Genomic DNA, 19,273 nt, shown 5'->3' with positions numbered 1-19,273 from the left:
AATGTCAAAAATGCTATAGATACAACACAAACGTTTGAGAAAATTAAACTGGATACCTTACGTCAAAATCAACCGTACTATTAATATCAATATTACTTTTGCATCTATGATCCACATAGAACAAATACGTCCTGAGCTCACCTGGCGCCTACGCCGGCAGGTGCTTTATCCCGAGCAAAAGCTGTATGAAATGGAAATGGAAGAGGATAATCATGGTCTGCATTTTGCCGCTTTTCTGGACAATAATGTGGTAGGTGTGATATCCCTTTTTGCCAAAGGTGATGATTACCAGTTCCGCAAGTTCGCGGTTGATGGATCGGTGCAAGGCAAAGGCATTGGTACCCAAATGCTGGCATACATTACAGATTTTGCCCGCACCAATGGCGCGAAACGCTTATGGTGCAATGCCAGGGTAACGGCCATCAGCTTTTACATCAACGCGGGGTTTCAGCATACCGGGCAACTGTTTACCCGCCAGGGTTTTGATTACGAGATCCTCGAAAAAGACCTTACTCTTTGATCAACGCGGCAATCAACGTAGTGGCATAATTATTTTGCTGTTTCTGATTGGATAGTTTAGCCAGGGCAAGCGCCTCGTCTATATCGCCCTGCGCCTCATAAACTACGGCCAGGTTATAAGCGGCCCTGCTGGCTAATTTGGCATCGGCACCATCAATAAGCGGGTTAAGTATTTTAAAGGCAAGATCAAACCGGCCCGCCAATATTTGTTTTACCGATGAAGCCAGCAGGTCATTCTGATTATAAAGCGGCCGGTAATTGGTAATGGTATAAGGTAAATAATCCTTCAATGCATCAAGCGCCGCGTTTCGGGCTGCGCCATCAATGGAGTATCCAAACCTGCCGTCCTGCGGTTCGGTAGCTACGCCCTTAAGCTTTTTAAAAAAGATCCCATTACTTTCATATAAAGTAAAAGCTACATTGGCCTTAGTGCTGTAATAAGCTATCTGGGCATTGCCATCGTACTGTACATTGTCCAGCACAAGGCCTGCATTAAAGCTATCAAGCGTTAAAACATAATTAGCCTTGTATTTGGCTGCCAAATGTTTTACAGAATCTTTATTAGCGCCAAATGATACAGAATCAATAAGGTTGGAAACTTTAACGCCCGGTAACAGCTTCAATTCCTTTTCAGCCCCCTTTATCGCGCTATAGGCAGCGGCTTTAAGCGCTATGATCTTGCGCTTGTTGATGCGGGTTGAATCAAAAGTAAGTTTATTAACAACCAATATATGTGCGGTATCCGTTCTGAATACCAGCTTTGGGGCATAACTAACCGGTACGGTAGCATATTGCACAACATTGCATGATGTTAGTCCGGCGATAAATAATATACAAATTAACTTAAACAGTTTCACAGCGCGGGTAATTATAGATGATGTAAATTTACGAAACTACAATGAATTTGAAATGAATATTAATATGGCTTTATATGTAAACCATACAGTTAATCACAACTAACTAATCAAGTGGCATAAATTTTACACTTTTCAAAAAAAAACGTTAATACTGTAACATTAGTATTAAATTAATAATAAAAACGTGCTTTTATTTCCAATATGACAGGGTATTTTATCGCTTTAACACCAACTTTATTATATTTGCTTATTGCACATTAATAGATTGCTAAAGAAATATGGCTAAAAAAAAATCAGATGCATCAACGCATGCCCCTGTTGTAAACGAAACCTCTCTTTCATTTTTTGAAAAATATATAAACAACCCATCCCCTACCGGTTTTGAATGGAAAGGCCAGGAATTATGGCTCGACTATCTGAAACCTTACATTGATACCCATTATGTAGATAATTATAGTACCGCGGTAGGTGTCATCAACCCCAAGGCCGACTATAAAGTAGTTATTGAGGCCCATGCCGACGAGATCTCATGGTTTGTAAATTATATCACTAATGATGGCCTAATATATGTGATCCGTAACGGCGGTTCAGACCACCAGATAGCCCCTTCAAAAAGGGTGAACATACATACCGATAAAGGTGTGGTTAAAGCGGTTTTTGGCTGGCCGGCTATCCATACCCGCCTGGGTGGCGATAAGGAAGAGGCGCCAACCTTAAAAAACATTTTCCTTGATTGCGGCTGCACTTCAAAAGAAGAAGTAGAAAAGCTGGGCATCCATGTAGGTTGTGTAATTACCTATGAGGATGAATTCATGATCCTGAACGATCGCTATTATGTTGGCCGCGCACTGGATAACCGTGCTGGTGGTTTTATGATAGCCGAGGTTGCCCGTTTGTTAAAAGAGAACAAAGTAAAACTACCTTTCGGACTATATATAGTAAACGCGGTACAGGAAGAAATTGGCTTGCGTGGCGCCGAGATGATCGCTCACAAAATAAAGCCAAACGTGGCCATTGTAACTGATGTTACGCATGATACGCAAACGCCGATGATCAATAAGATAACCCAGGGCGATCTGGCTTGCGGTAAAGGTCCGGTAGTATCATACGCACCCGCCGTTCAAAACAACCTGAACAAACTGCTTATCGAAACAGCCCAAAAAGCTAATATCCCTTTTCAGCGCCAGGCATCATCGCGCTCAACTGGTACAGATACAGACGCCTTTGCTTATTCAAATGATGGCGTGCCATCGGCGTTGATCTCTTTACCATTACGGTACATGCATACTACTGTTGAAATGATCCATAAAGAAGACGTAGACAACGTGATACGCCTTATTTACGAGTCATTATTAAATATCAAAGCCGGTCAGGATTTCAGATATATCAAATAATTACGCGTTTTTTTAAAACAATTTAGGTAATAGATTCATTTCATTATAAAATTTTATGCAAAAGCATTTGGTTATTCCAAAATACCCCAATATCTATCTATGAAACCAACACTTCTTATTTTGGCCGCGGGAATGGCCAGCCGCTATGGCAGCATGAAACAAGTTGATGGCTTTGGCCCCAACGGAGAAACAATTATCGACTATTCCATTTACGATGCTATCAAAGCGGGTTTTGGCAAAGTTAGTTTTATTATCCGCGAAGAATTCGCCGATAATTTTAAAGCTATTTTTGAACCGAAGCTTAAGGGCCGTATCGAAACTGATTATGTCTTTCAAAGTTTTGATTTAACGCCTTTTGGTATTGATAAAACGATTGAACGCGCCAAACCGTGGGGTACTGCTCACGCGGTGCTTGCCGCACGTAATCAGATCAACGAGCCCTTTTGCGTGATCAATGCGGATGACTTTTACGGTTATGACTCATTTGAAAAGATGGCCAAATTTTTAACCACCGAAGTTGCAGACGACACTTACTCGCTGATCGGTTACCAGATTGACAGAACCCTGTCTGACTATGGTTCGGTATCGCGCGGTGTTTGTAAGGTTGATGACGCAGGTAATATGGTGGAGATTAATGAACGCACCGAGGTTTATTTTAAGGAAGATGGCAGCGTAGCTTATAAAGATGCTACCGGTGAGCATGCCTTATCAAACGATACCCGCGTATCTATGAACTTTTGGGGCTTTACTCCTGCTGTATTCGCGCAAAGCGAAAACATGTTCAAAGAGTTTGTGGCCGCCAATGAAAATAACCCAAAATCAGAATTCTTTATCCCCCTGGTTGCCGATCAGCTGATCAAATCTGGTACAGCTTCATTCAAAGTTATCCCAACCGGTTCCAAATGGTTTGGTGTAACTTATAAAGAAGATAAACCTATTGTACAAAAAAGCATATCAGAACTGGTAAATAACGGCACCTATCCTTCAAAACTTTGGGATTAATTTAGTCCTCTTTCTATATTTAAATCCCGTCATTGTGCGGGATTTTTTGTTTTGTGTTAAAAGAATTTTTCAATACTTATCGTTTAATTTACTATTTTAATTGTGCCTTCGAAAAGGATAAGCATTTTTTAACTTTTAAAACTTAACAAAATGAAAAACCAAACAATTAATGAAAAATTACAGTTAACAGAACTGACTAAAGATGAGCAAAGAAAAATTTCTGGCGGAATGGCAGATAGCAGCCTTGCAACCCTTACAAGCATTATGAAGCTGAAACAAGATACAGCCAAAAACGCCATTAATAATCTCAGATAATTATGCTTGTTTTGCTAAAAACCTAACAAAAAAGCCCGGTTCAGGAAAATCCTGACCGGGCTTTTTATTATTCAACAACACTTATATTATTTTGTATCGTCTTTTACTTCTTCAAAGTCAACATCGGTTACGCTGTCGCCTTGATCCTGCGGACCAGCACCTGGAGCGCCTTCGGCACCTGGCTGACCTGCTTCGGCAGAGGCTTTGTACATCTCTTCAGATGCGGTTGCCCATGCAGCATTCAGTTCGGTTTGAGCTGCTTCGATAGCATCGAAGTTCTTAGATGCATAGGCTTCTTTCAGCTTGGTTAAACCAGCTTCGATAGGGCCTTTTTTGTCGGCTGAAATTTTGTCACCGTATTCTTTCAGTTGTTTTTCTGTCGAGAAGATCAGGGCATCAGCAGCATTCAGTTTTTCAACTTCTTCTTTTGCTTTTTTATCGGCATCAGCGTTAGCTTCAGCCTCGTCCTTCATCTTTTTGATCTCGGCATCAGTTAAACCTGAAGAAGCTTCGATACGGATCTTTTGTTCTTTACCGGTTGCTTTATCCTTAGCAGATACGTGTAATATACCGTTTGCGTCAATATCAAAGGTTACTTCGATCTGAGGCACACCGCGAGGTGCTGGTGGTATACCATCCAAGTGGAAACGGCCTATAGTACGGTTACCCGCAGCCATTGGGCGCTCACCCTGTAATATGTGGATCTCAACAGATGGCTGGCTATCAGACGCAGTTGAGAAAGTTTCAGACTTTTTGGTTGGGATAGTTGTGTTCGACTCAATTAGTTTGGTCATTACACCACCCATAGTTTCGATACCTAATGAAAGCGGGGTAACATCTAACAGCAATACATCTTTCACTTCACCGGTTAATACACCACCTTGAATAGCAGCACCAATAGCTACAACCTCATCAGGGTTAACACCTTTTGAAGGTGCTTTACCAAAGAATTTTTCAACAGCTTCCTGTATAGCAGGGATACGGGTTGAACCACCTACCAGGATAACTTCGTCGATATCTGATGTGCTTAAGCCAGCGTTTTTCAAAGCTGATTTACATGGATCGATAGTACGTTTGATCAGACTGTCTGCCAGTTGCTCAAATTTAGCACGGGTTAATGTTTTAACTAAGTGCTTTGGCATACCATCAACAGCAGTGATGTAAGGCAAGTTAATTTCTGTTTGTGCAGAGCTTGATAACTCAATCTTAGCTTTCTCGGCTGATTCTTTTAAACGTTGTAAAGCCATTGGATCTTTACGCAGATCAATACCTTCGTCATTTTTAAATTCGTCGGCTAACCAGTCAATAATTACCTGGTCAAAGTCGTCACCACCTAGGTGCGTATCACCATCGGTTGATTTTACTTCGAATACACCATCGCCTAATTCCAGGATAGATACGTCATGTGTACCACCACCGCAGTCAAATACCGCAATCTTCATATCCTTGTGCGCTTTATCAAAGCCATAAGCTAAGGCAGCAGCAGTAGGTTCGTTAATGATACGACGTACTTTTAAACCTGCAATTTCGCCGGCTTCTTTAGTAGCCTGACGCTGAGCATCGTTAAAGTAAGCTGGTACGGTAATAACCGCTTCAGTTACTTCGGTACCCAAAAAGTCTTCAGCTGTTTTCTTCATTTTCTGAAGGATCATGGCCGAGATCTCTTGCGGAGTGTATTTGCGGTCGCCAATTTCAACACGCGGGGTGTTGTTGTCGCCTTTTACCACCTTGTAAGGTACACGGGCTGCTTCACTTGTAACTTCGTTAAACTGGTTACCCATAAAGCGTTTAATTGACGAAATGGTTTTTGTAGGGTTGGTGATGGCCTGACGTTTTGCAGGATCGCCAACTTTACGCTCGCCGTTGTCAATAAAAGCTACTACGGACGGCGTAGTACGTTTTCCCTCACTGTTAGCAATAACTACAGGCTCATTACCTTCCATTACAGCTACGCAGGAGTTTGTTGTTCCTAAGTCGATTCCAATTATTTTAGACATATGATTGTTTTACTTGATTTAATATTTTACTAACTACAGCTATTTATCAACGTTTGTGCCAATAGCCATTTGGCAGTATATATAGTCAGGATGACAAATATTGCGTCAGAAATGCTATACACGTTGGTGACAGGTTGGCAGAAATTTGCCTGAATCCGAATTTTCAGAATTTAAGAATTAACAAGATTTTGGCTAATCAACTCTGAAAATTCCAAGATTCTGAAAATTCAGATTCAGACATAAATAAAAACGCCTTGCTCAAATGAGCAAGGCGTTTTCTTAATATCTCAAAGAGAAATTATTCTCCTTTTTCAGCGTTTTCTTCTGCTTCTGGTGTTGCAGGAGCTTCAGCAGCCGGAGTTTCAGTAGCTTCGGCAACTGGTGCTTCTGCTTTAACTTCTTCTTCAACAACTTTTGCTTCTTCAACAGGAGCAGTTTCTTTAGCAGGCGCTGCTTTTGCTTTAGCACCAGAACCACCACGACGACGGGTTGATTTTTTAGCTGCAGCTGCAGTATCAGCACCGTAAACGGTGTTATAATCTACTAATTCGATGATTGCCATTTCAGCGTTATCACCTAAACGATTCTCTAACTTCACAATACGGGTGTAACCGCCTGGGCGGGTAGCAATTTTCTCAGCAATTTCGCGGAACAGGATAGTAACCGCGTCTTTGTCTTGTAAATAGCTAAACACTGTACGACGAGAATGTGTAGTATCGTTTTTTGATTTTGTTAAAAGTGGCTCAACATAACCGCGTAAAACTTTTGCTTTTGCTAATGTTGTAGTGATACGCTTGTGTAAAATAAGCGAAGTTGCCATGTTAGCCAGCATCGCTTTGCGGTGGCTGGTAGTACGGCCTAAGTGATTGTTTTTGTTTCCGTGTCTCATTGTTATTAAATTATTTCACGTGCATACCGTCCGGCGATAAAATCAAGCCTTCGGAATTATGCCTTCGCTAATTAGATTTTAGTACTGAGATGTGAGATTTGAGATTACTCCTGGCCCACACCTTTTAATTATATTTAAAAGTCAGATATGAAATTTGTCTCAAATCTCATATCTAACATCTCAAATCTTATTCTTCGTCTAACTTAAATTTAGACAGGTTCATACCAAAAGATAAGCCTTTTGATTTAACCAGGTCCTGAATTTCGGTTAATGACTTTTTACCAAAGTTTCTGAATTTTAACATATCAGCAACATCGTATGATACCAAATCGGCCAGGCTGCGGATGTCGGCAGCTTTTAGGCAGTTCAGGGCGCGTACAGAAAGGTCAAGATCAACCAATTCAGTTTTAAGGATCTTGCGCATATGCAGGATCTCTTCGTCAACTTCTTTAGTTTCTTCTTTAGCCTGTGCTTCCAGCATCATGTTTTCATCGCTGAACAGCATAAAGTGCTGGATCAGAATTTTGGCTGCTTCTTTTAAAGCGTCTTCCGGATGAATTGATCCATCGGTAGCAATATCCAATACTAATTTTTCATAGTCGGTTTTTTGCTCAACACGATAGTTCTCAATAGTATATTTTACGTTTTTAATAGGCGTAAAGATGGAATCGATAGCTATTACACCAACGTTCGCATCCGGATTCTTATTTTCTTCGCTTGGTACATAACCACGGCCTTTACCTACAGTAAGCTCAATTTCAAGCGTTACAGATGAGTCCATGTTACAGATAACCAGATCAGGATTTAAAACAGTAAAGTTATTAGAGAATTTAGTAACATCTCCGGCTTTAAAAGCGTCCTGGCCATTTATGATAACGAATACCTTTTCAGTATCACCAGACTCGCCTGTTTTTTTGAAACGAACTTGCTTCAGGTTCAGAATGATCTCGGTTACGTCTTCAACAACACCTTTGATGGTTGAAAACTCATGCGTAACTCCTGAAAAACGAACAGAAGTGATGGCAAAACCTTCAAGTGATGAAAGTAAGATACGACGAAGAGCATTACCAATGGTTATACCGAAGCCTGGTTCTAACGGACGAAACTCAAACGTACCATCGAAATCATTTGCTTTCTGCATGATAACCTTGTCTGGTTTTTGAAATGCTAAAATTGCCATTTATATCCTTTATTTATTGTTTACTTGATTATAGATGTGAGATGTGAGATTTGAGATGTGAGACTTACACTCACCCTTTCTGAAATCTTATCATCTAACCTCTTTTACTTATTTCCTTTTGTATATGTATGAAACCAGAAATGAGATTTGAAAACAAGTCTCAAATCTCACATCTAATATCTCATATCTTATTTAGAGTACAACTCGACGATTAGGTTTTCTTTGATATTCTCAGGTATCTCGTCGCGGTTAGGATAGTTTAGGAATTTACCTGTTAAGGCGTTAGCATCCCATTCTAACCAGCTGTATTTATTGATTCTTCTTCCGGCTACTGATGTAGTGATTGCTTCTAATGATTTAGATTTTTCACGTACAGAGATCACATCACCTGCTTTTAAAGCGTATGAAGCGATGTTTACCACAGCACCATTAACATTAATGTGTTTGTGATTAACCAACTGACGGGCTGCAGAACGTGTAGGAGCAATACCTAAACGGTAAACAGCATTATCTAAACGAGCTTCTAAGAATTTCAGCAGGTTTTCGCCTGTGATACCCTCTTTAGCAGATGCGCGGTGAAACAAGTTTTCGAACTGACGCTCTAATACACCATAAGTGTATTTTACTTTTTGTTTCTCCTGTAACTGAGTTGAATACTCAGATTGTTTTCCTCTTCTTTTTGAGGCACCGTGCATTCCCGGTGGATAGTTCTTGCGTTCTAACGCTTTATCCGGACCGAAGATCGGCTCGCGGAAACGACGTGCAATTTTGGATTTTGGTCCTGTATATCTAGCCATTTTTGTGTGTTCTTAAAGTATCAAGCAACCTGTAGCTGCCGAATCTTAGCTTTAAAAATAATTGTTAATTAAACTCTTCTTCTTTTTGAAGGACGACAACCGTTGTGCGGAAGCGGTGTGATATCTTTGATAGTTGTAACCTCAATACCTGCAGTTTGCAAAGTACGGATAGCCGACTCGCGACCTGCACCCGGACCTTTTACAAATACTTCAACTTTACGTAGGCCCAGGTCATAAGCTACTTTACCGCAATCGGCAGCTGCTTGTGAAGCGGCATAAGGGGTGTTCTTTTTTGAACCTTTAAAACCCATTTTACCAGCTGATGACCATGATACAGCCTGACCGGTTTTGTTGGTAAGGGTGATGATGATATTGTTAAAAGTAGCATTGATGTGTGCTTCGCCTACAGGCTCAACAATTACAACGCGCTTTTTGGTTACTTTTTTGCTCTTAGCCATTTTTTTAATTTTTGAATTAATGAATTACTGAGTTATCGAATAACCCGGACCCATTAATTATATTGTTAAATGAGGTAATCCTAATGAATTGTTAAGCGACAAAACTCACCGCTCACCAATCACTATTCAATATTATTTAGTAGCTTTTTTCTTGTTAGCAACTGTTTTACGTTTTCCTTTACGGGTACGTGAGTTATTTTTAGTACGCTGACCACGTAATGGTAAACCTTTACGGTGACGTGTACCACGGTAACAACCTATATCCATCAAACGTTTGATGTTAAGCTGCACTTCTGAACGTAGCGCACCTTCCACTTTGATCTGATCGTTGATAATTCCACGAATTGAGGCTAATTGCTCATCGGTCCAATCTTGTACTTTTGTATTAAAATCAATACCAGCCTCAGTCAAAATCTTTTGAGCTGTTGAGCGGCCTATACCGAAAATGTAAGTAAGTCCGATTTCTCCTCTTTTGTTTTTCGGTAAATCTATACCTGAAATCCTTGCCATATTTATTGTTTGTTTTTTAAATGATAACCGAACGGCGGGCCACCGTTGTACGAATTATCACAGTTTTTTTTAATTATCCCTGACGCTGTTTGTATTTAGGGTTCTTTTTGTTAATAACATAAAGTTTCCCGTTACGGCGAATGATCTTGCAATCAGCGCTGCGTTTTTTTATGGATGCTCTAACTTTCATCTCTTTGTTTATTTATATCTATAAGTTATTCTACCCTTTGTTAAGTCGTACGGACTCATTTCAAGCTTCACTCTGTCACCAGGTAAAATTTTAATGTAGTGCATACGCATTTTGCCGGAAATGTGTGCAATAATCTCATGACCATTTTCCAGTTCAACCCTGAACATTGCATTTGACAATGCTTCCCTAATTGTACCGTCTTGCTCAATCGAAGATTGTTTAGCCATATTTTGTTGATTATTACTTAATTATCCGCCCTAAAACCGGGATGCAAAATTAATAAAAATTTATTTAATTATTATTCTTTTCTTTCAAAACATTTTCAACATACTCAAACGTTGATAAAATGTCTGGTTTACCTTTACCAATAGCTACGGTATGCTCATAATGGGCCGATGGCTTTTTGTCGACAGTTGAAACCGTCCATCCGTCGTCCCAAAACTTAACACCCGCACGGCCAGCGTTGATCATGGGCTCAATAGCGATCACCATTCCTTCTTCCAGTTTGATGCCCGCTCCGCGCTTACCATAATTAGGCACTTCAGGTTTTTCGTGCAGCTTAACGCCCACTCCATGCCCCACAAGCTCCTTTACTACGCCAAAGCCATTCTTCTCTGCATGTTCCTGTATAGCATAACCGATATCGCCTATGCGCATACCAACAACTGCTTTCGCAACGCCCAGGTCAAGACACTCTTTGGTTACCCTCATGAGCTTCTTAACGGTATCGCTTACTTCACCGATAGCGAAGGTGTAGGCCGAATCTCCCACAAAGCCATTTAAGGTAGCTCCGCAGTCAACAGACACCAGATCACCTTCCTGCAGGGTATAGTTCCCGGGGAAACCATGTACTACCTGATCATTCAGCGATATGCAAAGTGAATAAGGAAAGCCGCCGTAGTTTAAAAAAGTAGGAACTCCGCCGTTGTCACGTATAAAGGTTTCAGCAAGTCTGTCGAGTTCAATAGTTGTAACACCAGGTCCGATCACTTTGGCAACCTCCGCGTGTGTGCGGGATACCAGTAAGGCGCTTTCTCTGATGAGCTCTATTTCTTCGGCAGACTTGTAAAGAATTTTTGACATGCTTTAAATTAGATAGCCGTCGGAGTTGTTCCGGCAGCAGCAGGCATTGCTGTACGACCTTTAATTCTTCCGGTTTTCATTAAACCATCATAATGACGCATCAACAGATGACTTTCTATTTGTTGCAGGGTATCCAAAACTACACCCACCAGGATGATCAGGGAAGTACCACCAAAGAATCTTGCGAAGATCGGAGATACGCCAACCAAGCTGGCAATGGCCGGGATAATGGCTATAATAGCCAGGAATATTGATCCCGGTAAAGTTATTTTTGATATTACACCGTCAATAAAATCGGCAGTTGATTTGCCTGGTTTAATGCCTGGTATAAAGCCACCGTTCTTTTTCATATCATCAGCCATCTGGTTAGGATTAACCGTAATAGCTGTATAGAAATAAGTGAACAGGATGATCAGGATACCAAACAACAGGTTATGCTGCCATGAGTTATAGTTTGACAATGCGATAAGGATACCGTTTGATGCAGCATTCGGGAAAAACTGTTGTACAGTTTGCGGAATAAACATCAGGGCCTGGGCAAAAATGATAGGCATTACACCGGCAGCATTTACCTTTAAAGGTATATACTGGCGCACACCACCATATTGCTTGTTACCTACTATACGTTTAGCATATTGTACCGCGATTTTGCGTGTACCCTGTACTATCAATATAGTGAACATTACCACACCTATCAATGCAACAATTTCAACAATGAAAGTTACCAAGCCGCCTGTACCACTGGTACGGGAGCTAAACTCTGTTATAAACGCGCCAGGCAATTGGGCAATAATACCCACCATGATAATTAACGATATACCGTTACCGATACCCTTATCTGTAATTTTTTCGCCCAGCCACATTACAAATAATGTACCCGCGGTTAAAACTACTGTAGTTAATAAGGTAAACAGCGGATCGCCGATTAAACGCGCATCAGGACCAATTTGTGAACGTACATAACCGATGGCCTGCAAAGCAGTAATACCGATGGTTAGGTAGCGTGTCCACTGGTTAAGCTTGTTACGCCCGCTTTCACCTTCCTTTTGCAGTTTGGTAAAATAAGGTACAGCAATACCCAGCAGTTGCACCACAATTGACGCCGAAATGTAAGGCATTACGCCTAACGCGAAAATAGAGGCACGTGAAAACGAACCTCCTGCAAACATATTCAACAATCCTACTAATCCTTCTGCTTTTTGGTTTGCGAATGACGCACCGTTCACGCCAGGCAACACTACGAATGAGCCTACGCGATATATTAAAAGAAATAAGAGTGTGTTTATAATACGCACTCTCAGATCTTCGATTTTCCAGATATTGGATAATGTGGTGAAAAATTTCTTCATTGAAACTTACAACTTAACTATGGTACCACCAGCTGCTTCAATAGCTTTTTGAGCTGTAGCAGTAAATGCATGTGCTTTAACTTCCAATTTGGCTTTCAGTTCGCCACGGCCCAGGATCTTCACCAGGTCGTTACGTGAAACCAAACCATGTTCTTTCAGGGTATCGAAATCAACTGCCGCCAGCGAGAATTTCTCAACTAAGCCTTGCAGTACATCCAAATTAACACCTGTGTATTCAACACGGTTAGGGTTTTTGAAACCAACCTTAGGTACACGACGTTGTAAAGGCATTTGACCACCTTCAAAGCCTACCTTAGTGCTGGTACCTGAACGTGAACCGGCGCCTTTGTGGCCACGGGTTGACGTGCCGCCACGGCCAGAACCTGTACCACGGCCAATTCTTTTTCTATTTTTAGTAGAACCTTCTGCAGGTTTTAGATTACTTAAATTCATGATATTAAATGTTTTCTACCGCTACCAGGTGATTAACTTTTCTAACCATCCCAATGATAGCAGGTGTAGCCTCTACTTCCACACTGTGGTTAATTTTACGTAAGCCTAAAGCTTCGACTGTCTTTTTTTGGCGTTCACTTCTGTCGATCACGCTCTTAATCTGAGTTATTTTGATTTTGGCCATGACTGATTATCCGTTAAATACTTTACCTAAACTAACGCCACGTTGCTGAGCTACAGTATGCGCGTCGCGTAATTGCGCTAATGCTGATACAGTTGCTTTTACCACGTTGTGCGGATTTGATGAACCTTTTGATTTTGCCAGTACGTTGTGGATACCTGCCGACTCTAATACGGCACGCATTGCACCACCCGCAATAACACCGGTACCATTTGCTGCTGGTTTAATGAAAACAAAACCGCCAGAAAATTTACCAATTTGCTCGTGAGGTATAGTTCCGTTTAAGATAGGAACTTTTACCAGGTTCTTTTTAGCATCATCAATGCCTTTTGCAATAGCTTCGGTAACCTCTTTGGCTTTACCTAAGCCGTAACCTACAACACCGTTCTCGTCACCTACTACCACAATGGCAGAGAAACTGAATGTACGGCCACCTTTGGTTACTTTGGCAACGCGTTGTATGCTTACCAAGCGGTCTTTTAATTCGATCTCGCTTGTTTTTACTCTTTTTATGTTGATTGTTGACATTTCTCTTTTCGATTAAAAGTTTAAACCACCTTCACGTGCACCTTCGGCCAGTGATTTAACACGACCATGGTACAAATAACCGTTCCTGTCGAAAACCACATCTTTGATACCTGCTGCAATAGCTTTTTGAGCTACCAGTTTGCCTACGGCTACTGATTGATCTGATTTAGTGCCATTGGCTGCAAAATCTTTTGATAAAGATGAAGCCGATACGATAGTTTTACCGGTTAAATCGTCAATGATCTGCGCGTAAATTCCTTTATTACTTCTGTAAACTGACAGGCGAGGACGCTCTGTTGATCCTGAAAGGCGTTTTCTGATGCCTTTTTTAATCCTGTCTCTTCTTGATAATTTAGCTCCCATGACGATTATTTTTTAGATGCTGATTTACCTGCTTTTCTTCTCAATACTTCGCCAACAAACTTGATACCTTTACCTTTGTATGGCTCTGGTGCACGTAACGAGCGTATTTTTGCCGCTACCTGACCGATCAGTTGTTTGTCGATAGATTCCAGGATGATGGTTGGGTTTTTACCCTTCTCAGCAGTGGTTGTAACTTTAATTTCTTTTGGTAATTCAAATACATAGTGGTGAGAGTAACCCAACACCAGATCTAAAGTATTACCTGTATTGGTAGCACGGTAACCTACACCTACTAATTCCTGCTCCACTTTGTAACCAGTGGTTACACCTACTACCATGTTATTTAAAAGCGCACGGTATAAACCATGTAACGCTTTATGACGTTTTTGTTCAGACGGGCGTTGAACTAACAACTGGCCGTCTTCCTGTGCAATGGTGATATCGCTATCAACCGCTTGCTGCAACTCACCTTTAGGGCCTTTTACAGTAACAACATTCTCTGCTGATACGGTAACGGCAACTCCCTGAGGTAGTGCTATCGGTGCTTTTCCTACTCTTGACATTGCTTAATTTCTCCTATTAATAAACGTAGCATAATACTTCGCCACCTACATTTTGCTGACGAGCTTCTTTATCGGTCATTACACCTTTTGAAGTTGACAGGATAGCGATTCCTAAACCATTTAATACTCTTGGCAGGTTATCGGTACCTGCGTATTTCCTCAAACCTGGTTTACTGATGCGCTGAATGCTACGGATAGCAGAAATTTTAGTTATCGGGTGGTATTTTAAAGCAACTTTAATGCTGCCTTGCGGACCAACTTCCTCAAACTTGTAATTGGCAATGTAACCTTTGTCGAAAAGCACTTTCGTGATTTCCTTTTTCAGATTTGATGCAGGAATTTCAACAACCCTATGGTTGGCTTTAATAGCATTCCTTACTCTTGTAAGATAATCTGCGATTGGATCTGTATTCATTTTATTGTGTTATGATAGTGGTTTCCTTCCGGTAACATCCCGGGCGACCTTCCATCGGTTAATTCATTTTTTGTGCTTAACGCTAAAAGCACAAAGCCTAAAGCTTCATGAGCCTTACGCTTTATGCCTTAAGCTTTCAGCTTAATATTACCAGCTTGCTTTCTTTACTCCCGGTATTTTGCCAGCTAATGCCATATCACGGAATGTTACACGTGAAATGCCAAACTGACGCATATAACCACGAGGGCGGCCGGTTAATTTACAACGGTTGTGTAATTTTACCGGAGATGAAGCTTTAGGCAATTTATCTAAGGCTGCATAATCGCCGGCCTCTTTAAGGGCTGCTCTTTTCTCTGCGTATTTAGCAACCAATTTAGCGCGTTTTAATTCACGTGCTTTTACACCTTCTTTAGCCATTGTTATTTTGATTTTTAAATGGTAATCCAAATTGTTTCAACAACTCCAATGCTTCAACATCGTTTGTTGCGGAGGTTACAAAGGTAATATCCATACCTTGAATTTTATTGATTTTGTCAATATTTATCTCAGGGAATATAATTTGCTCTGTAATACCTAATGTATAGTTACCTCTTCCGTCAAAACCTTTGTCGTTGATGCCTTTAAAGTCACGGATACGTGGCAGGGCAACAGCGATTAAACGATCCAAAAACTCATACATTGTGTTGTCACGCAGGGTAACACGTACGCCAACCGGCATATTTTTACGCAATTTAAAGTTTGAGATATCTTTTTTAGATTTTGAAGCAACTGCCTGCTGACCGGTAATGGTAGTTAACTCAGTGATGGTGTTTTCGATCAATTTCTTGTCGGTTGTGGCAGCGCCAACACCCTGGTTAATGGCAATTTTTTCCAGTTTAGGAACCTGCATTACGCTTTTATACTGAAATTTATCTTTCAGTGCGGTACGGATCTCCTCTTTGTATTTTGTTTTGAGTCTTGGTATGTAAGTCATTACTTAATTTCCTCCCCTGATTTTTTTGCTACCCTTACTAATTTGCCGGCATCGTTTTTCTTACGGCCAACACGGGTTGGGTTACCTGTTTTAGGATCAACCAGCATTAGGTTTGAAATATGTATAGCAGCTTCTTGTTTAACAATACCACCGTTTGGATTAGCAGCATTAGGTTTGGTATGTTTTGATACCATATTGGCACCCTCAACAATAGCCCTGCCTTTGTCTAACAAAACCTCAACAATTTTGCCTTGTGTTCCTTTTGAATCACCGGCTATAACTTTAACCAGGTCGCCTTTACGGATCTTTAATTTAGCTGGTTGCTCGTGTTTTTTCTTTTCCATGTTACAATACCTCCGGTGCTAATGATACAATTTTCATAAATTGTTTCTCACGCAGTTCCCTTGCAACAGGGCCAAAGATACGGGTACCTCTCGGCTCGTCCTGGTTATTTAACAATACAGCTGCGTTATCGTCGAAACGGATGTATGAACCATCTTTTCTGCGGATCTCTTTTTTGGTGCGTACTACTACGGCTTTTGATACAGTACCTTTTTTCACGTTACCTGATGGTAAAGCGCTTTTTACAGTTACTACTATCTTATCGCCGATTGATGCGTACCTTTTACCAGTACCGCCCAATACACGGATCACTAAAACTTCTTTAGCTCCGCTGTTATCGGCTACGTTTAATCTTGATTCCTGTTGTACCATCTTATTTAGCCCTTTCTATAATTTGAACTAATCTCCAGTTTTTGCTTTTGCTCAACGGACGTGTTTCCATAATCAATACGGTATCACCAATACCACAGGTATTTGTCTCATCATGAGCCATGAATTTGGTAGTTTTCTTTACGAATTTACCGTAGATAGGGTGTTTTACTTTACGTTCAACAGCTACTACGATTGATTTTTGCATTTTATTGCTAACTACCAAACCGGTACGTGTTTTTCTTAAATTTCTTTCCATTTTTCTGAACGCTTAATTAATTGTTTTCAGAAGTTGACGCAGCTTTACGCTTTGTTAATTCAGTATTTAACCGAGCAATGTCCTTGCGTACTTTTGTTATACGTGTTGGATTCTCAATAGCTGATACTGCATGGGCAAATTTAAGTTTGGTAAGGTTTGTTCTCTCCTCTCCTACTCTTGCAACCAATTCTTCAGTTGATAGCTCCAAAATTTCTGAGTTCTTCATTTTCTTTTGTTATTTGTTGTTGTTGTTCGCAGTTTCAACGCTGTATTGTTTTTTTGATGGGTGAATGTTCGGCATCTAACATCACAACATGAAAACTTTACAACTTTTCAACTAACTTTCCGTTTATGCTTCTACGTAATCTCTACGTACTATAAATCTGGTTTGTACCGGAAGTTTTTGTGCTGCAAGGCGTAAAGCCTCTTTAGCAACGTCCAATGGTACACCTTCGGCTTCAAAAATGATCCTTCCGGGGCGCACTACCGCAACCCAGTATTCTGGAGCACCTTTACCTTTACCCATACGTACCTCTGCTGGTTTTTTGGTTACAGGCTTGTCAGGGAATATCCTGATCCATACCTGGCCTTCACGTTTCATAAAACGTGTTACAGCGATACGCGCAGCCTCGATCTGGCGGCTGGTGATCCAGGCCGCTTCGAGTGATTTTATACCGAAAGATCCGAATGAAAGTTCTGCACCACGGGTGGCTAAACCTTTCATCCTGCCTTTTTGCATCTTTCTGAACTTCGTTCTTTTTGGCTGTAGCATTTTCTTAAGTATTGAGATATAAGATGTGAGATATGAGATATGAGATATGAGATGTTAACTTACTAATGCATCTCTTATCAAATTCTTTATCCGCTTATCAAAATCTTCTATCCTGTTATTTTATTATTTTACTATTGCATTTCAGGATGTTGAAATAAAATATGAATCTCATATCTCATATCTCACATCTCAAATCTGCCTTTATTATCTCTTTCCTGGACCACCCGGACGATTGCCGCCTTGGCCACCCGGACGGTTGCCACCTTGACCACCACCACGGTTGTTGTTTCCACCACCACGGCGGTCACCACCTGGTTTCCTGTCGCCTCTGCGCTCACCGCCACGTTCGCCACCGCGTTGGTTGTCACGTCCGCCGAATGCCGGAGCACCGTCTGGACGACCACCTTTACCGCTGCTGCTGCTTGTGCCGCCGATGTTTGGAGACAAGTCACGCTTTCCGTAAACTTCGCCTTTGCAGATCCATACTTTAACACCTATTTTACCATAAGTAGTTAAGGCTTCTGCCAGTGCATAGTCAATATCTGCACGGAAAGTGTGCAAAGGAATTCTTCCTTCTTTGTATTGTTCGCTACGTGCCATCTCGGCACCGCCTAACCGGCCTGATGTCATGATCTTGATTCCTTCTGCACCCATTCTCATGGTTGAAGCAATTGTAGTTTTCATGGCACGGCGGAAAGAGATACGTGCTTCCAGTTGTTTCGCGATACCTTCCGCAACTAATTGCGCGTCAAGCTCAGGGCGTTTGATCTCGAATATGTTGATCTGAACTTCCTTTTTGGTAAGTTTTTTCAACTCTTCTTTGATCTTGTCAACTTCCTGACCACCTTTACCGATCACGATACCCGGACGGGCAGTGTGAATAGTTACAGTAATGCGTTTTAATGTGCGTTCGATAACCACTTTGGATACCCCACCTTTAGCTATACGAGCTGAAAGGTATTTGCGGATTTTTTCGTCTTCAACTAATTTGTCAGAGTAGTTGTTGCCTCCGAACCAATTAGAATCCCATCCTCTGATGATTCCTAACCTGTTACCTATTGGATGTGCTTTCTGTCCCATTTCAAATTAATTATTATCGTTTTTACTATCCACAATAAGGGTTACGTGGTTTGAGCGTTTGCGTATACGGTAGCCTCTTCCTTGCGGAGCAGGGCGTAACCTTTTTAGCTGACGGCCGCCACCTACTGAAACTTCTTTAACAAATAAAGCGCTGTCTTCAACACGTTTGCCTTCGTTTTTTGCTTCCCAGTTTTTGATGGCTGATAACAAAAGTTTCTCTACACGAATAGCAGCTTCTTTGTTAGTATATTTTAATATGTACAACGCTTTTTCAACGTTCTCGCCACGGATAAGATCAACCACCAAACGCATTTTGCGTGGTGAAGTTGGACAGTCCTGTAGTTTAGCAACCGAAGCACCGCCAATCTGGGCTTTTGCTGCTTCTTTTTGTTGCCTGATCAATACAGACTTTTTGATTTTTGTTGTTGCTTCCAT

30 protein-coding genes are annotated in these 19,273 nt (G+C 41.1%); 4 read left to right on the top strand and 26 right to left on the bottom strand.

Features of this window, described 5'->3' with window-relative positions; genetic code table 11:
* Positions 1-34: 34 nt before the first annotated feature.
* Positions 35-520 carry a GNAT family N-acetyltransferase gene (locus tag AB6735_RS13125; protein WP_370996302.1) on the top strand — a complete coding sequence of 162 codons (486 nt, stop codon included), beginning with the start codon at positions 35-37 and terminating at the stop codon, positions 518-520.
* Here the strand turns inward: AB6735_RS13125 and AB6735_RS13120 are convergent.
* Positions 510-1,376 carry a DUF6340 family protein gene (locus AB6735_RS13120; RefSeq protein ID WP_370996301.1) on the bottom strand — a complete coding sequence of 289 codons (867 nt, stop codon included), beginning with the start codon at positions 1,374-1,376 and terminating at the stop codon, positions 510-512. The two genes, AB6735_RS13125 and AB6735_RS13120, sit on opposite strands and share 11 nt — an antisense overlap.
* 278 nt (positions 1,377-1,654) lie before the next feature.
* Between AB6735_RS13120 and AB6735_RS13115 the strand changes: the two genes are divergently transcribed.
* The 3 genes from AB6735_RS13115 to AB6735_RS13105 all read left to right on the top strand — a co-directional run bounded on the left by AB6735_RS13115 (position 1,655) and on the right by AB6735_RS13105 (position 4,087).
* Entirely contained in the window at positions 1,655-2,770 is a 1,116-nt protein-coding gene (locus tag AB6735_RS13115) for a M42 family metallopeptidase (RefSeq protein WP_370996300.1), read from the top strand.
* Positions 2,771-2,869: 99 nt separating this feature from the next.
* Positions 2,870-3,772, top strand: coding sequence for an NDP-sugar synthase (locus AB6735_RS13110; RefSeq protein WP_370996299.1), 903 nt, complete (start codon positions 2,870-2,872; stop codon positions 3,770-3,772).
* A gap of 150 nt (positions 3,773-3,922) precedes the next feature.
* On the top strand, positions 3,923-4,087 hold the full coding sequence (locus tag AB6735_RS13105; RefSeq protein WP_370996298.1) for a hypothetical protein: 165 nt from the start codon (positions 3,923-3,925) through the stop codon (positions 4,085-4,087).
* Between the two features lie 86 nt (positions 4,088-4,173).
* Here AB6735_RS13105 and dnaK read toward each other — a convergent pair whose 3' ends face one another.
* The 25 genes from dnaK to rplV all read right to left on the bottom strand — a co-directional run bounded on the left by dnaK (position 4,174) and on the right by rplV (position 19,273).
* Entirely contained in the window at positions 4,174-6,084 is a 1,911-nt protein-coding gene (gene dnaK / locus AB6735_RS13100) for a molecular chaperone DnaK (protein ID WP_370996297.1), read from the bottom strand.
* A gap of 298 nt (positions 6,085-6,382) precedes the next feature.
* Entirely contained in the window at positions 6,383-6,973 is a 591-nt protein-coding gene (gene rplQ, locus AB6735_RS13095; RefSeq protein WP_370996296.1) for a 50S ribosomal protein L17, read from the bottom strand.
* A gap of 187 nt (positions 6,974-7,160) precedes the next feature.
* Complete coding sequence (locus tag AB6735_RS13090) at positions 7,161-8,153, bottom strand: DNA-directed RNA polymerase subunit alpha (RefSeq protein WP_076377379.1); 993 nt, start codon at positions 8,151-8,153, stop codon at positions 7,161-7,163.
* A 188-nt stretch (positions 8,154-8,341) separates the two neighbouring features.
* The gene (rpsD, locus tag AB6735_RS13085) at positions 8,342-8,950 is read right to left on the bottom strand and encodes a 30S ribosomal protein S4 (RefSeq protein ID WP_076377381.1); all 609 of its coding nucleotides are present in this window, start codon (positions 8,948-8,950) and stop codon (positions 8,342-8,344) included.
* Between the two features lie 68 nt (positions 8,951-9,018).
* Complete coding sequence (gene rpsK, locus AB6735_RS13080; RefSeq protein WP_166095849.1) at positions 9,019-9,408, bottom strand: 30S ribosomal protein S11; 390 nt, start codon at positions 9,406-9,408, stop codon at positions 9,019-9,021.
* Between the two features lie 132 nt (positions 9,409-9,540).
* Positions 9,541-9,918 carry a 30S ribosomal protein S13 gene (gene rpsM / locus AB6735_RS13075; protein ID WP_076377385.1) on the bottom strand — a complete coding sequence of 126 codons (378 nt, stop codon included), beginning with the start codon at positions 9,916-9,918 and terminating at the stop codon, positions 9,541-9,543.
* Positions 9,919-9,991: 73 nt separating this feature from the next.
* Positions 9,992-10,108 (bottom strand): 50S ribosomal protein L36, encoded by a 117-nt coding sequence (rpmJ, locus tag AB6735_RS13070; RefSeq protein WP_074487407.1) that lies wholly within the window; start codon positions 10,106-10,108, stop codon positions 9,992-9,994.
* A gap of 8 nt (positions 10,109-10,116) precedes the next feature.
* On the bottom strand, positions 10,117-10,335 hold the full coding sequence (gene infA / locus AB6735_RS13065; protein WP_022833270.1) for a translation initiation factor IF-1: 219 nt from the start codon (positions 10,333-10,335) through the stop codon (positions 10,117-10,119).
* 64 nt (positions 10,336-10,399) lie between these two features.
* Positions 10,400-11,191 (bottom strand): type I methionyl aminopeptidase, encoded by a 792-nt coding sequence (gene map / locus AB6735_RS13060; RefSeq protein WP_370996293.1) that lies wholly within the window; start codon positions 11,189-11,191, stop codon positions 10,400-10,402.
* A gap of 8 nt (positions 11,192-11,199) precedes the next feature.
* Positions 11,200-12,540, bottom strand: coding sequence for a preprotein translocase subunit SecY (gene secY, locus AB6735_RS13055; protein WP_166095856.1), 1,341 nt, complete (start codon positions 12,538-12,540; stop codon positions 11,200-11,202).
* A gap of 6 nt (positions 12,541-12,546) precedes the next feature.
* Entirely contained in the window at positions 12,547-12,993 is a 447-nt protein-coding gene (gene rplO, locus AB6735_RS13050) for a 50S ribosomal protein L15 (RefSeq protein ID WP_076377391.1), read from the bottom strand.
* 4 nt (positions 12,994-12,997) lie between these two features.
* Entirely contained in the window at positions 12,998-13,177 is a 180-nt protein-coding gene (gene rpmD / locus AB6735_RS13045; RefSeq protein WP_076377393.1) for a 50S ribosomal protein L30, read from the bottom strand.
* A 6-nt stretch (positions 13,178-13,183) separates the two neighbouring features.
* Entirely contained in the window at positions 13,184-13,702 is a 519-nt protein-coding gene (gene rpsE, locus AB6735_RS13040; RefSeq protein ID WP_076377395.1) for a 30S ribosomal protein S5, read from the bottom strand.
* A 12-nt stretch (positions 13,703-13,714) separates the two neighbouring features.
* Positions 13,715-14,065, bottom strand: a complete 351-nt coding sequence (gene rplR, locus AB6735_RS13035; protein WP_166095862.1) for a 50S ribosomal protein L18 — start codon at positions 14,063-14,065, stop codon at positions 13,715-13,717.
* Between the two features lie 5 nt (positions 14,066-14,070).
* The gene (rplF, locus tag AB6735_RS13030) at positions 14,071-14,628 is read right to left on the bottom strand and encodes a 50S ribosomal protein L6 (RefSeq protein WP_090462794.1); all 558 of its coding nucleotides are present in this window, start codon (positions 14,626-14,628) and stop codon (positions 14,071-14,073) included.
* A 16-nt stretch (positions 14,629-14,644) separates the two neighbouring features.
* Positions 14,645-15,043 (bottom strand): 30S ribosomal protein S8, encoded by a 399-nt coding sequence (gene rpsH / locus AB6735_RS13025; RefSeq protein ID WP_076377401.1) that lies wholly within the window; start codon positions 15,041-15,043, stop codon positions 14,645-14,647.
* A 147-nt stretch (positions 15,044-15,190) separates the two neighbouring features.
* Complete coding sequence (rpsN, locus tag AB6735_RS13020) at positions 15,191-15,460, bottom strand: 30S ribosomal protein S14 (protein ID WP_166095871.1); 270 nt, start codon at positions 15,458-15,460, stop codon at positions 15,191-15,193.
* Positions 15,453-16,016: a 50S ribosomal protein L5 gene (gene rplE, locus AB6735_RS13015; RefSeq protein WP_090462789.1), complete on the bottom strand. Its 564-nt coding sequence runs from the start codon at positions 16,014-16,016 to the stop codon at positions 15,453-15,455. The genes rpsN and rplE overlap by 8 nt, the downstream gene beginning before the upstream one ends.
* Entirely contained in the window at positions 16,016-16,360 is a 345-nt protein-coding gene (rplX, locus tag AB6735_RS13010; RefSeq protein ID WP_166095873.1) for a 50S ribosomal protein L24, read from the bottom strand. Before rplX ends, rplE begins: the two co-directional genes overlap by 1 nt.
* Before the next feature lies 1 nt (position 16,361).
* Positions 16,362-16,730 carry a 50S ribosomal protein L14 gene (gene rplN, locus AB6735_RS13005; protein ID WP_073405786.1) on the bottom strand — a complete coding sequence of 123 codons (369 nt, stop codon included), beginning with the start codon at positions 16,728-16,730 and terminating at the stop codon, positions 16,362-16,364.
* Between the two features lies 1 nt (position 16,731).
* Complete coding sequence (gene rpsQ, locus AB6735_RS13000) at positions 16,732-16,986, bottom strand: 30S ribosomal protein S17 (RefSeq protein ID WP_090462782.1); 255 nt, start codon at positions 16,984-16,986, stop codon at positions 16,732-16,734.
* 16 nt (positions 16,987-17,002) lie between these two features.
* On the bottom strand, positions 17,003-17,212 hold the full coding sequence (rpmC, locus tag AB6735_RS12995; RefSeq protein WP_090462779.1) for a 50S ribosomal protein L29: 210 nt from the start codon (positions 17,210-17,212) through the stop codon (positions 17,003-17,005).
* A gap of 123 nt (positions 17,213-17,335) precedes the next feature.
* Positions 17,336-17,758 carry a 50S ribosomal protein L16 gene (rplP, locus tag AB6735_RS12990; protein WP_076377413.1) on the bottom strand — a complete coding sequence of 141 codons (423 nt, stop codon included), beginning with the start codon at positions 17,756-17,758 and terminating at the stop codon, positions 17,336-17,338.
* A 204-nt stretch (positions 17,759-17,962) separates the two neighbouring features.
* Positions 17,963-18,838, bottom strand: a complete 876-nt coding sequence (gene rpsC, locus AB6735_RS12985) for a 30S ribosomal protein S3 (protein WP_090462776.1) — start codon at positions 18,836-18,838, stop codon at positions 17,963-17,965.
* A 6-nt stretch (positions 18,839-18,844) separates the two neighbouring features.
* Positions 18,845-19,273, bottom strand: coding sequence for a 50S ribosomal protein L22 (gene rplV, locus AB6735_RS12980; RefSeq protein ID WP_370996292.1), 429 nt, complete (start codon positions 19,271-19,273; stop codon positions 18,845-18,847).

The organism is Mucilaginibacter sp. RCC_168, assembly GCF_041355315.1.
GTDB lineage: Bacteria > Bacteroidota > Bacteroidia > Sphingobacteriales > Sphingobacteriaceae > Mucilaginibacter.
Note: the sequence above shows the minus strand (reverse complement) of the source record. Positions and strands in the feature narration are given on the sequence as shown.